Below are 12,789 nucleotides of genomic sequence, written 5' to 3' on the forward strand. Positions count from 1 at the left end.
TTGCAAAGGCGCATGGCATGTTGCGGATGACGGATGACCAAAGGCTTTTTTACAACCGTGTTGCTTGTGCTGGCAGGTGCTGTCGGCATGCAGGCGGGCGCGACTGCGGTGAACGGGGTTCTCTACGACTGTGATATGACACAGACCAAGAGGGGCGGCGGCTATATCTCGCAAAAGATTGCCGTTGTGATCCTGCCGGACGGGACCGCGACGGTAAGTGACGCCGTCATTCTGCACGTCAACTCGGTGCCGATCGCGGCAGACAGGGTGCGCAGGACGGATCGCAAAATCGTTGTCCACTGGACGGTGAAAGGTCTGGTGAACGGGCACAACCAGCGCACCAGCTACTTCGACTATCAGGCAACCATCAAAACCAACGGAAAGATTTCCGTCCACGCACGGCCGGATGGCTATTCGGACCGCTTTTCAGGCACCGGCACCTGCACAACACGCACGGAATAATCACGAAACGCGCCGACTGACCGGCACCACGTACTCAAACTGGGATACTTTATGCTACGCACCTCCATTCTCGCACTTGCACTGACATTTTTCGCGCAGGCCGCGCTGGCGCAGGGAGTGCTTTATGACTGCGATATCACCCAGAAACGCAAGGACCTGGACTGGATATCCGACAAGGTCGGTATCGTGGTCAAGGCGAACGGTCAGGTGACCGTGATCGACGCCGTTATCCTGTATTTCCACCAGAAACCGATGCAGGCGAAGGTTGTGCGCAATACCAAGGACAAGCTGGACATTCGCTGGACGATCAGGAATGCGAAAGACGATGCCAATCAGCGGGTTCCCTATTTCGACTATTCCGCCACGATCAACAAGAAGAACAACAAGTTCGCGCTCTATGCCCGGCCGGAGAATTACCCCAATCGGTTCTCGGGCAAAGGAAAATGCACCCCGCGCACACAATAATGGCCCCGCAGGAACTTTTTGCACCCGTTAACACTTGAACTTATAAGCGGGTGAGCTTCATGTCACCTCATACCCATCTCAATCACCAAAGGGGGCCCCAAATGGCTTTTGAACTACCTGATCTTCCATATGCCCATGATGCACTGGCCGCAAAAGGCATGTCCGCAGAGACGCTGGAGTATCACCACGACCTGCACCACAACGCGTATGTGACGAACGGCAACAAGGCGATTGAGGGGACCGAGTGGGACGGCAAATCCCTCGAAGAGATCATCAAGGGCACCTATGACGCGTCCGCTGTGGCGCAGAACGGGATCTTCAACAACATCAGCCAGCTGTGGAACCACAACCAGTTCTGGGAGATGATGGGGCCGGGCGACAGCGCGATGCCTGGCGAGCTGGAAAAAGCGATCACCGAAAGCTTTGGCTCGGTCGACCAGTTCAAGGCGGATTTCTCCGCTGCCGGTGCCGGTCAGTTCGGCTCTGGCTGGGCGTGGCTGGTCAAGGATACCGACGGAAGCCTGAAGGTCACCAAGACCGAAAACGGCGTGAACCCGGTGTGCTTTGGCCAGACAGCGCTTCTGGGCTGCGATGTGTGGGAACATTCCTACTACATCGATTTCCGCAACAAGCGCCCCGCGTATCTGGAAAACTTCCTGAACAATCTGGTGAACTGGGAGAACGTCGCCTCGCGGCTCTGACCGTCGCGCGCCTGAATTTCAAGGCCCTGCCCTTTGGCGGGGCCTTTTTGCTTGTTGGCCCGCCGATTTCGGACCACAACCGCACCAAGAAGGAGTGCGGCGATGATGAGCGGGGCGGCCAGGGGGGTGGCGGCGATGGTGGCGGCCTGCACCATCTGGGGCCTCTCACCGATGTACTACAAGATGCTGTCGCATGTGCCTGCCATGGAGGTGCTGTCGCATCGGATGATCTGGTCGCTGGCGTTTTTCGGCGTGGTTCTGGCCGCGCAGGGGCGTCTGCGCGAGGTGACGCGCTCCATGAACACGTCCCGCAGTTTCGGGCTGGTCGCCGTGGCATCGCTGATGATCGCGGCAAACTGGGCGCTCTTTATCTGGTCGGTGCAGACCGGGCGCACGACGCAGACATCGCTGGGCTATTACATCTATCCGCTGGTTGCCGTGGTGATCGGGCGGCTGGTCTTCGGCGAAAGGCTGGGGGCCGTACAATGGACGGCGGTCTGCCTTGCAACGGTGGCGGTGATGGTTCTGACGCTGGGGCTGGGCACCGCGCCGTGGATTGCGCTAATTCTGGCGCTGACATTCGGGCTTTACGGGATGATCAAGAAACAACTGGACGTGGGGCCGGTTGTCTCCGTGACGGCGGAAGTGCTGCTGCTGGTTCCCGTCGCCGGCTTCATTCTGTTGCAAACCTATCACAATACCGGGACCGTCTTTGGTGAAGATATGCGCACGATGGCGCTGCTGATCTTTGCCGGGCCGATCACCGCGGTGCCGCTGATCCTGTTCAGTTTCGCGGCGCGCAGGCTGGCGATGACGACGATCGGATTGCTGCAGTACATCAACCCGACCCTGCAATTCGCCTGCGCCGTTTTCGTTTTTTCAGAACCCTTCGGGCAGTGGCATCTGGTGGCGTTTGTGCTGATCTGGACGGCGCTGGCGTTTTACTCGGTATCGGCGCTGCGTCAGGACAGCGCCCGACGCAGGGCGGTCCGCGCGGCAGCGGCATCGGGGACGGTGCTGTAGTAGGAATGCAGAGAATTCTCCGCAAAGCCCTGTTGCGTCACATGTTGCAAGAGCAGGATGAGCGGATCCCAATAGCCATTTGTATTCACGAGGAAAACAGGCTTTTCATGCAGGCCGAGCTGGCGCCATGTCAGCACTTCAAAGAGCTCATCCAGCGAGCCTGCTCCGCCCGGTAGCACGACGACCGCATCGCAGTTCATGAACATGACCTTCTTGCGCTCGTGCATCGTTTCGGTGACCACATATGAGGTCAGATCGGTCTTGCCGACCTCCCATGCGACAAGGTGCTGCGGGATCACGCCGAAGGTCTCGCCGCCCGCGTTTTGCGCTTCTCTGGCGACCGCGCCCATCAGCCCCACGTCACCCGCGCCATAGACAAGCCGCCAGCCCTCCTGCGCCAGCCCGCGCCCCAGATCCCGGGCGTCCTTGAGGTAGGCAGGGTCAGCACCGGCGCGGGACCCGCAATATACGCAAACGGATTTCGGTCTCATGTGGCTATCTCTTGCTGTTGTTATTAAAGGAAATGTGACGCTCTGGGTTTTGACCGGTGATAGAGCAGTTGTTATGTAGGCTCAACGCCTGTCCGTCTGCTCGAGACCGGCGTTCAAATAAGAAGAAGAGACGGTTATGCACGAAGATGGCGCTGCCAACAAATCTGGCGGTACGGGGCTGCTGACGGCCGGGATCGTGATCGCGCTGGTGATCGCGGCGGGCACCTACATGGGGTTGCAAGACAACACGACACCCAGCCAGGAAGAGCTTGCCACTGTCGTTGCGCCCGATGCCTCGGTGCCAGCGCCGGATCAACAAGCGGCACCGGCGCCCGCCGTGCCGGTACCTGCGGCGCAAACACCGCAGGCCGCAAGCCCCGCTGCGCCGGCCGACGAGACCCCTGGGGCAGCCGCGGGCGATGACGCCGCGGACACAGCAGACACCAGCGCCGCCAAGACGCCGGAAGACTTGGGCGGGCAGACCGTGGCCGGGATTGTCCCCAGCGTCGACGAAGTGCGGCTGGAAGAGGATGGTCTGGCCGTTATCGCCGGGCGGGCTGAACCCGGCTCCCGCGTATCGGTGCTGGTGGATGGGGTCGAAATCGCCACCGCCATCGCCGACACCCGCGGGGCCTTTGCCGCCGTTGGTGTTGTGGCGCCAAGCGACAAGGCGCAGGTGCTGACCCTGAAGGCTGAAGGTGGCAATGCGGTTGTCGCCTCGGTTGACGAGATCATCCTTGCCCCCTTGCCGGTACCGACCGCAGATGCCGGTGGTGACACAACCGGGTCCGACCCAGATGACACGCCGCGTCTTGCAGCGCGAACGGAGGATGCGTCAGGCGCAACCGTCGTGGCGCAAGCGGCGGAGGAACCGGCCGCACAGAGCAATACGCCTGTGGAAGACAGCAACAGTGAAGCCGCCGGAGCGCGTGGTGAGGGCAATACGACCGTTGCGCCAGATGACACCCCGGCGGGCGTGGCGGACGCACCGGTGCAACAGGATACCGTGGTCATTGCGGGCGCGGCTGCACCGGATGTTGAGACGCCGCCGGGTGATGGCGGCGGCGGTCAGGTTGGTGCGACGGCCGAGGTGCCGGATGGTGACGCGCCTTCCATCCAGAAGACGCCTGATGCAACGGAGGCAGCCGAGCCATTGCAGGGGGCGGATGACACCGACACGGCAGCCCTTGAGGCGTCTGACGCGCCCGGGGCGACCGCGACACCTGAACCCCGGGTACCGGCGTCCCAGGGGGTTGCTGTCCTGAAATCCACCTCCGAAGGGGTCGAGCTTTTGCAGCCCGCCCAGCAGGAGGACACGAGCAACATCGCGATCGACACCATCGGGTATTCGGATACCGGTGACGTGCAGCTGGCCGGGCGCGCAGTGGCCGGTACGTCCGAAGTCAGGGTCTATCTCGACAATCGCATCGTCGCATCGATCCCGGCAGAGCTGGACGGCGGTTGGCGCGGGTCGGTCGAGCAGGTGGAGGCGGGTATCTACACGTTGCGCGTGGACGAGGTCAATTTCGCCGGAGAAGTGACCAGCCGCCTTGAAACGCCGTTCAAACGCGAAGAGCCTGCCATTCTCGCCGCCGCGACAGACAGCAACGGTGGGCCGGTCACAGCCGTGACCGTACAGACCGGAGACACCCTCTGGGCTATTGCACGGGACCGCTACGGCGAAGGTCTGCTTTACGTGCGCGTGTTCGAGGCCAACCGGGGGGCGATCCGCGATCCCGATCTGATCTACCCCGGCCAGATATTCGACCTGCCGGGGGACTGACGCGCTGTTGTTCCCGCAGTGCCATGCCGTGCGCGTGACGGTTTTCACCGGGCGGGCGTATTTTCATTTATTGTCCTGTGAGGCTGGCAAACAAGCGGTTGGTGCCTTACGTAGCAGGTCTGAGAACAATCAGGACCAGTAATGTCAGCCGAAACCACTGTCGATCCCGATGGCAACGCGGATGCGGGTGCCAAACAAGACGAACTGCGTGACCGCCAGTCGGGGCTGCGCACCATCCGCAAGGTCGCGCCATATCTGTGGCCGAAAGACCCCGAGTGGGTGAAACGCCGGGTGATCCTGGCCATGGCGATGTTGCTGCTGTCCAAGCTGATTTCCGTGGCCACGCCCTTCTTTTACAAGGGAGCGGTGGATGCGCTGGCGCAGGAAGGCGTGCCCATGCTGGCCCTGGGTGCCGTGGGTCTGACGGTTGCCTATGGCGTTGCCCGCCTGATGACAGTGGGGTTCCAGCAACTGCGCGACGCGGTGTTCGCGCGTGTCGGGCAGCGCGCCCTGCGGATGCTGGCGCTGGAAACCTTCCAGCATATTCACAAGCTCAGCATGCGCTATCACATCACGCGCAAGACGGGCGGCTTGTCCCGCATCATCGAGCGTGGCGTCAAGGGTGTGGATTTCCTGCTGCGGTTCCTGCTGTTTTCCATTGGTCCGCTGATGCTGGAACTGCTGCTTGTGGGGATCATCCTCGCGGTGGTGTTCGACATCTACTATCTGCTCGTCGTCGCGGTGACGATCGGGCTGTATGTCTGGTTCACCTTTGCGGTGACGGAGTGGCGCGTAAAGCTGCGGCGCGAGATGAACGACCAGGACACCGATGCCAATCAAAAGGCCATCGACAGCCTGCTGAATTTCGAGACCGTCAAGTATTTCGGCGCCGAAGACCGCGAGGCGCGGCGGTATGATGCGGCGATGGAAGGCTATGAAGCGGCGGCGATCAAGACCAACTACAGCCTTGCGTTTCTGAACTTCGGCCAGTCGCTGCTGATCACCAGCGGGTTGATCGCGGTCATGGTGATGGCGGCCATCGGGGTGCAGAACGGCACATTGACCGTGGGCGATTTCGTCATGGTCAACGCCTATATGATCCAGATCACCATACCGCTGAACTTTCTGGGCACGGTCTACCGTGAAATCCGGCAGGCGCTGGTGGATATGGGCGAAATGTTCGACCTTCTGGAACAGCCTGCGGAGGTCACGGATGCCCCGGACGCCAAGCCACTGGTGGTGGCGGGGGGCCGGATCGAGCTCGACAACGTCCGGTTCGGGTATGATAGCGAGCGGGCGATCCTCAAGGGTGTGTCGATCACCGCGGAACCCGGCGAAATGGTTGCGATCGTGGGCTCCACCGGGTCCGGAAAGTCGACCATCGGGCGGTTGCTGTTCCGCTTCTATGACGTGGGGGGCGGTGCCCTGCGCATTGACGGGCAGGATGTCCGCTTTGTGACGCAAGACAGTCTGCACGCGGCCATCGGTGTCGTGCCGCAGGATACGGTGCTGTTCAACGACACGATCCGGTACAACATCGGCTATGGGCGCGACGGCGCAAGCCAGGCCGAGATCGAGGCGGCAGCGAAGGCAGCGCAGATACATGATTTCATCGCGCAATTGCCCGACGGCTACGATACAACCGTCGGGGAGCGCGGCCTGAAGCTTTCAGGCGGTGAAAAACAGCGTGTTGGCATCGCACGGACCCTGCTGAAAGACCCGCCGATCCTGTTGCTGGACGAGGCGACCTCAGCGCTCGATTCCGAGACCGAGCAGGAGATCAAGGAGGCGCTGATGCAGGCCGGTCGCGGGCGTACCGTTCTGACAATCGCGCACCGGCTGTCGACCATTGCCGAGGCGGACCGGATCGTCGTTCTGGAAGCCGGCCACGTGGTCGAACAGGGCACGCATGATGCGTTGCTGAGCAAAGACGGGCGCTACGCACAGCTCTGGCATCGCCAGCAATCGGACGACACGATCTAGACAGCGCGCGCCGGGCGCATGGGGTGCGGAGCGGCGGCGCGCAAAGACTTTCAATTGCGATCCCGCCGTCGGCGACGGGCCATCAAGGCGACGGATTTACTCGGCGGCGGTGGCTTTCGACGTCAGCTTGTTGAGCGCGCCTGCCATCTGTTGAATATACGGCGCAGTGGTGTCGATCCCGTGGGCGTCGGCCATGGCTGCGGGCGCATGATAGGCAACGATGGTTTCCCCCGCTTCATTCTCGTAGGCCAGGACACGCAGCGGCAGATCGAGGCCGGTGGATTGCACGGCCTGCATGGCGGGCGTTCCGATCCTGGGGTTGCCGAAAATCAGCAATTGCGTCGGGCGCAGTTCGGCGTCGATCTTGGCAGCGCCTGCGGCGTGATCGATCCGGGCAAAGACGGTGGCACCGGCGCCGGTCACAGCCTGTTCGAGCCGGTCCAGCGTCTCGGAGACGGAATGGGGGCTGGTGATCTTGATCATGTCGTCTGCCAGTGCTGATGTCGCGAAAAGGGTCATGCCAAGGGCAAGCCCGGTGGAGAGGGACCGTATCATCGTGCGCTCCTGTTGCGGAATATATGCACAACCGTAGCAAATTGCGCCGCGAGGTCAGATCACAACGCTGTGTGCCGCTGTCACTCGGCGGCTTTCAACGCACCCGCTGGGCGGTCGGGCGTGGCATAAAGACCGGTTTCCTCCCAGATGATCTCTCCCGAGCCGACGCGGCTGGCGTCCTTTTGCAGGGCCCAGTCCTGCGCGGCGCGCGAAGCCCGGCCCATGGACATTTTCGCCAGCAGCCGCGCGATCCAGCGAATGTAGGTGGTTGCCCAGACCCGGATCGCCAGCATTGACGGGGTGACGACCAGCGTCAGGACGGTTGCAACCCCCAGCCCCCAGACAACGGCTGTTGCCAGCTGTTTCCACCACAGCGCGGTCGGGCTGCCAATGGTGTAGCCGCCCTCGGCAAAGTTCAGGCTGAGGCCGAACATCATCGGGGCCAGGCCTGCCATCGTGGTGATGGTGGTCAGCAGGACGGGTCGGATACGGGCCTGCGCGGTGCGGATGATCGCCTCGATCCGCGGCATATACTGGCTGTATTCCTGGTAGGTGTCGATCAGGATGATGTTGTTGTTCACGACAATACCCGCAAGCGCCACAATGCCGGTGCCCGTCATGATGATAGAGAAGGTCTGATCCATCACCAGCATGCCGATCAGCACCCCGGTCGTGGACAGAACCACCGCCAGCAGCACCAGTATCGCGTTGTAGAAGCTGTTGAACTGCGCCAGCAGAATGATGAACATCAGGCCGAGGGCCGCGGTGAAGGCGGACGAAAGAAACGCCTGGCTCTCGGCCTGCTCTTCCTGATCGCCCGTCCATTCGTATTCGATCCCGTCGGGCAGGGGGCCGGTTTCCAGCCATTCGGTCAGAACGCCAATACGTTCGTTGGGGTTGACCGGGACAAGCCGCAGCGCGCCGCCCGAGACCTCCGCTTGCAAATCGCGATCAGCATCAACCATCCGGTCAGTCACCTTGTAGCGCGTCCGGTCGGGCGCGATAAGGTCCGCATCGGCCGCGGCCGGTCGCAACATCGCCAGCGTTTCATCCACGTCCACGCCGTTTTCGCGGCGCGTCTCGACGATCTTCATCATGCCGGGCGCCACGTCCGCCTTGACGTCGAAGTAGCGTTTCTGGTCGATCCGGTTAACTTCAGCGAGTTTCGGAACCGGGGTGCGTGTAATGAAGTTCGACAGTGGCACCAGCCCGTCCACGGTGCGCACCTTGAGCGTGTCGAGCGTGGACAGCACCCTGTTTTCCTCCGGCAGCCGCACGCGGATCTCGATCTCCTCGTCAGATGAGTCGACCCGCATGGTGTCCAGCATCAGGCCGCGCGTGACCAGCTGCACCATCGCGCCGACGGTGGCCACATCCGCGCCGTAACGCCCGGCCTTTTCAACATCGACGTCGATCTGCCAGTCGATGCCGGGCAGGGGGCGGGTATCTTCGATCAGGGTCAGGCCGGCGGTGCGCTCGAATTCGGCGCGCGCGATGGCCGCGGCTTCTGCCAGGGTTGCGAAGTCATCAGCCTTGAGCCGCAGGTGCACGGGCTTGCCGGAGGCCGGGCCATCCGCAACCTCAAGCACTTCGACCTTGATGCCGGGCAGCCGGTCGAGCTGTTCCGACAATTCCGCGATCACGATATTGCCGTCAAGATCGGGACGGTCGGCGCGTTCCTCCCAGGGAATCGTCTCGAACTGGACCTGCCCGATCAGGTCCTTGGGCGTCGCGCCGCCGGAGGTGTCGGTGTTCAGCCCCCCTTCGCCCGCGAAGGAGAACGCGTTGCTGATGCCGGGATGCGCAAGCACGATGTCCTCTGCCTGACGCACCAGCGCGTCTTTCTCTTCCAGCGACAGGTTCCCGCGCGCCAGCACGTAGACGATGCCCTGTTCCGGTTCGGATTCGACGAAGAATTCCACGCCGTTGTTGTTGTTGGAGAAAAACATCAGGATGCTGCCGACGAAGACAAAGACAACACCGGCCATCACCAGTGGCATCACCGGGTTGCCCGCGATAATCGCGATCACATGTCCGAAGCCGGAGCGCCGGTAGCCGGCGCTGATCTCTTTCGGCTCCGCCCGGAACATCCGGCTTGCGATGTGTTTGCCGAGACGGCCCATCCGCGTCAGCACCGCAAAGAGCGACACAAGAAGCAGCAGGAAACCACCCATGGCCACGAAGAGACAGGCGGTGGCGGCCAGAACAAGCAGGAAGACCACCAGCAGCGTCGGGATTACCGAGGAGATGATTTCAAGGCTGTTCATCGCGGCAAAGCGCAGCTCGATCAGGCCAAAGATCGGACCCATCAGGCCCGACACGGCGATCATGGCGATGGCTGTCGGGAACAGTGCAAGGTGCAGGTACCAGCGCAGCGTGGCAATCGCGGTCATGTAGTCGGCCATCCAGCGTTCCAGACGGCCCGTCACCCCGCCCATCACCGGCAGGTAGATCAGCGCCACGACCAGCGAGGCCGAGAGCACGAAGATCAGCGTGACCGGCAGCATCCCCATGAATTCCCCCGGCACACCGGGCCAGAAGAGCATCGGCAGGAAGGCGCAGAGCGTGGTGGCGGTGGAGGAGATGATCGGCCAGAACATGCGCTTGGCGGCGTCCACATAGGCCTGCATCGGGCCCACGCCCTCCTGCTGGCGCTTGTCGGCGTATTCCACCACCACGATGGCGCCATCGACCAGCATCCCCACCGCGAGGATCAGCCCGAACATCACGATGTTGGAGATCGAGATGCCCATCAGGGCCAGAAAGGCGAAGCACAGCAGGAAAGATGTGGGGATCGCAAAGCCGACCAGCAGGGCGGCGCGGATACCAAGGGCGGCCAGCACCACGATCATCACGAGGGCAATCGCGGTGAACACCGACCCCAGCAATTGCTGAACCATGCTGTTGACGATGCGCGACTGGTCGTTCGACGTGCCCACCTCGACCGCGGCCTGCAGCCCCTCGGGCCATTTGGCGCTGTTCTCGGCCACCATTGATTTAACGAGGGCGGCAGTATCGATCAGGTTGAACCCCTTGCGTTTCACGACCTGCAGCGCGACCGAGTTTTCCCCGTTGAAACGGGCGGTGCCGGAACGGTCTTCGAAGGTCGGATTGATCTGCGCCAGATCGCCCAGCGTGACGACGCGGTCGCCGTTGGTCTTGACCGGCAGGTTATAGACGTCGCGCGCATCGTCGAAGGACGACGGGATCTTCACCGAAAACGTACCCTGGGCGGTATCGACCTCGCCCGCCGCAATCAGCTGGTTGTTGTTTTTGACGGTGTTGATCAGCTCACTCGCCGTGACGTTATAGGCTTCCAGCCGCAGCGGATCGATCAGTACTTCGAGCAGTTCGTCGCGGCTGCCTGCAATGCCCGCTTCCAGAATGGCATCCACCGCTTCCAGATCGTCCTGCAGATCTTTCGCCACGCGGATCATCGTGCGTTCCGGCACCGGGCCGGTCAGGTTGACGATGATGATCGGGAACTCGGAGAAATTGATCTCGTTGATCGAATACTGCTCGGCCCCTTCGGGAAAATCGGCCTCCGCCTTGCCCATCGCATCGCGAACGTCAGCGAGGATTTTGGTCTTGTCCCAACCGAATTCGAATTCCAGCGCGACGCCTGCATAGTTTTCGGCGGCGGTGCCGCTCATCGATTTCAGACCATCGAGATCGGCCAGTTCCGTTTCCATCGGTTGCACCAGCAGCGTCTCGCTGTCGGCGGCCGAGATGCCGGGGAAGGGGACGGAGACAAAGAGCGCGGGGATTTCGATGTCCGGCTCTCCCTCCTTTGGCAGGGTGGTGTAGGAGTACCCGCCGACGACCAGCGACAGCAGGATGAAGGCCATCACCATGCGTGCGCGGCTGGCGGCCCAGTCGACGATACCGGTCATTGGCTGAGTTCCTTGTAGGTCGGCGCGACCTGAACGCCCGCAACGACGTATTCCTGACCCAGCACGATCACGTTTGCGGTCTGGTCCAGACCGGTGATCCAGATGCCCTCAACCGTGTCCCGCATCAGTGTCACCGGGTGAAATTCGACTATCGCGTTGTCATCGATGGTACGGACGCCCAACGTGCCCTCATCGTTCAGGGTCAGCGCCGACTGGGGCAGCAGATGCGCGGTTGCACCCTCTGCCGAGATCTGGATTTCAGCGGTCTGCCCGTCGCGGATGTTGTTATTGGAGTTGGGCACTTCGATTTCGACGCGAAACGTGCGTGTTGTCTCATCCGCCGAGCGGGACAGGAAGGTCACCTGACCACGGACGTCCTGCCCCCTGTTCGCGGGGGCATTGGTGTTGATCGCGCCGATGCCGGACACGAGCCGAGCAACGGCCGTTGCCCCCTCGGTCACGCGCGCCACTTCGGTTTCCGGAACGTAGGCGACCAGCTTGATCGGGTCCAGCTGGATGATGGTGGCGCACAGATCACCCGGTTGCAGCAAAGCGCCAAGCTCTGCCGTGTCGCTTTCCAGCAACCCTGAGAACGGCGCCGTGATCGTCAGCCGCTCAATTTCTTTCCGCGCCGTGGCCACATTGGCCTGCGCGCTCTGGATGCCGGACTGAGAGGCCTGAAGCCCGGCGCGCGCACTTTCAACGCCGGCCTGCGCCGTGGCCACCGCGGCTTCGGAATTGGCGACACGGGTTGTGGAGGCAAAGCCGCCCTGGCTCAGTTTCGCCGAAGCATTCTGGTTGATCAGCGCTTCGTCGAGCTGTGCAAGCGCCTGATCCAGACGCGCTTCGGCCTCGGGAACCCGCGCGCGCGCCTCGTCCAGCTGTGCCTGTGCGAGGGCCAGGGCGGTGCCGCGGGTGCCTTCGTCCAGTCTGCAAAGCGCCTGACCGGTCTCCACGCGCGCGCCCTTGCGCAGCGGTTCCGATACCACGACCGCAGACGTTTCCGCCCGGACGTCGACTTCACGCGCGGCCTTGGTTTCGCCGCGCAGGATAACCGCGGTGTCGATCTGGCGCGCCACTGATTTCTGAACCACCACTTTGACGAGTTCAGCACCGCCTTGGGTGTCAGCGGAGATTTCAGTGGTCTCTGACCTGTCCTCCGCTTCGGGGTTGTCCCGGCCCAGCAGCGCAGTGAGCCGGGGGCGGTCCAGAATGAACAACGCCAGAACCGCCGATACCAAAATGGCAGCAATTATTGAAAAGAAACGCATGTCGATCGCCTCGCACTGACCTTTCTGAGCCCCGCCCGCAGGCAAATGCACCGAAGCGCGGCGCGGAACCCATACGACAGATACACTGAACTGACCAGTTCAGATTAGAATTTTATTGCCGCATGTGCAATTGCCCGCCCGGTCACAGGCCACGCGAGGTCT

At 62.1% G+C, this 12,789-nt stretch carries 10 protein-coding genes; 6 read left to right on the forward strand and 4 right to left on the reverse strand.

Translation table 11 applies throughout. The annotated features are described in order from the left end of the window. The first annotated feature begins 33 nt into the window (after positions 1-33). From KX928_RS08010 to rarD, 4 genes are all read left to right on the forward strand, one after another. Positions 34-462 (forward strand): hypothetical protein, encoded by a 429-nt coding sequence (locus KX928_RS08010; RefSeq protein ID WP_219500817.1) that lies wholly within the window; start codon positions 34-36, stop codon positions 460-462. 51 nt (positions 463-513) lie between these two features. After that, positions 514-927: a hypothetical protein gene (locus KX928_RS08015; protein WP_219500819.1), complete on the forward strand. Its 414-nt coding sequence runs from the start codon at positions 514-516 to the stop codon at positions 925-927. A gap of 101 nt (positions 928-1,028) precedes the next feature. Then, complete coding sequence (locus KX928_RS08020) at positions 1,029-1,628, forward strand: superoxide dismutase (RefSeq protein ID WP_219500821.1); 600 nt, start codon at positions 1,029-1,031, stop codon at positions 1,626-1,628. A gap of 102 nt (positions 1,629-1,730) precedes the next feature. Beyond that, complete coding sequence (gene rarD / locus KX928_RS08025) at positions 1,731-2,651, forward strand: EamA family transporter RarD (RefSeq protein ID WP_308342264.1); 921 nt, start codon at positions 1,731-1,733, stop codon at positions 2,649-2,651. On the opposite strand, the gene KX928_RS08030 is transcribed toward rarD, so the two are convergent. Beyond that, entirely contained in the window at positions 2,591-3,142 is a 552-nt protein-coding gene (locus KX928_RS08030; protein ID WP_219500823.1) for an LOG family protein, read from the reverse strand. The two genes, rarD and KX928_RS08030, sit on opposite strands and share 61 nt — an antisense overlap. 136 nt (positions 3,143-3,278) lie before the next feature. On the opposite strand from KX928_RS08030, the gene KX928_RS08035 reads away from it, so the two are divergent. Continuing rightward, positions 3,279-4,925, forward strand: coding sequence for a LysM peptidoglycan-binding domain-containing protein (locus KX928_RS08035; protein WP_219500825.1), 1,647 nt, complete (start codon positions 3,279-3,281; stop codon positions 4,923-4,925). Positions 4,926-5,066: 141 nt separating this feature from the next. Beyond that, positions 5,067-6,908, forward strand: a complete 1,842-nt coding sequence (locus KX928_RS08040) for an ABCB family ABC transporter ATP-binding protein/permease (RefSeq protein ID WP_219500827.1) — start codon at positions 5,067-5,069, stop codon at positions 6,906-6,908. 96 nt (positions 6,909-7,004) lie between these two features. Here the strand turns inward: KX928_RS08040 and KX928_RS08045 are convergent, their stop codons facing one another. The 3 genes from KX928_RS08045 to KX928_RS08055 form a co-directional block, all read right to left on the reverse strand. After that, positions 7,005-7,463: a DUF302 domain-containing protein gene (locus tag KX928_RS08045; RefSeq protein ID WP_219500829.1), complete on the reverse strand. Its 459-nt coding sequence runs from the start codon at positions 7,461-7,463 to the stop codon at positions 7,005-7,007. 80 nt (positions 7,464-7,543) lie between these two features. After that, the gene (locus KX928_RS08050; RefSeq protein WP_219500831.1) at positions 7,544-11,356 is read right to left on the reverse strand and encodes an efflux RND transporter permease subunit; all 3,813 of its coding nucleotides are present in this window, start codon (positions 11,354-11,356) and stop codon (positions 7,544-7,546) included. Continuing rightward, positions 11,353-12,627, reverse strand: a complete 1,275-nt coding sequence (locus tag KX928_RS08055) for an efflux RND transporter periplasmic adaptor subunit (RefSeq protein ID WP_219500833.1) — start codon at positions 12,625-12,627, stop codon at positions 11,353-11,355. The genes KX928_RS08050 and KX928_RS08055 overlap by 4 nt, the downstream gene beginning before the upstream one ends. Positions 12,628-12,789 lie beyond the last annotated feature (162 nt).

The sequence above is a fragment of the Roseobacter insulae genome (assembly GCF_019375555.1).
Classification (GTDB): domain Bacteria; phylum Pseudomonadota; class Alphaproteobacteria; order Rhodobacterales; family Rhodobacteraceae; genus Roseobacter; species Roseobacter insulae.

Bases quoted from the DNA above. Each gene is read 5' to 3' on its own strand.
- KX928_RS08010 (WP_219500817.1), top strand. From the start codon at position 34: ATGACCAAAGGCTTTTTTACAACCGTGTTGCTTGTGCTGGCAGGTGCT.
- KX928_RS08015 (WP_219500819.1), top strand. From the start codon at position 514: ATGCTACGCACCTCCATTCTCGCACTTGCACTGACATTTTTCGCGCAG.
- KX928_RS08020 (WP_219500821.1), top strand. From the start codon at position 1,029: ATGGCTTTTGAACTACCTGATCTTCCATATGCCCATGATGCACTGGCC.
- rarD (WP_308342264.1), top strand. From the start codon at position 1,731: ATGATGAGCGGGGCGGCCAGGGGGGTGGCGGCGATGGTGGCGGCCTGC.
- KX928_RS08030 (WP_219500823.1), bottom strand. From the start codon at position 3,142: ATGAGACCGAAATCCGTTTGCGTATATTGCGGGTCCCGCGCCGGTGCT.
- KX928_RS08035 (WP_219500825.1), top strand. From the start codon at position 3,279: ATGCACGAAGATGGCGCTGCCAACAAATCTGGCGGTACGGGGCTGCTG.
- KX928_RS08040 (WP_219500827.1), top strand. From the start codon at position 5,067: ATGTCAGCCGAAACCACTGTCGATCCCGATGGCAACGCGGATGCGGGT.
- KX928_RS08045 (WP_219500829.1), bottom strand. From the start codon at position 7,463: ATGATACGGTCCCTCTCCACCGGGCTTGCCCTTGGCATGACCCTTTTC.
- KX928_RS08050 (WP_219500831.1), bottom strand. From the start codon at position 11,356: ATGACCGGTATCGTCGACTGGGCCGCCAGCCGCGCACGCATGGTGATG.
- KX928_RS08055 (WP_219500833.1), bottom strand. From the start codon at position 12,627: ATGCGTTTCTTTTCAATAATTGCTGCCATTTTGGTATCGGCGGTTCTG.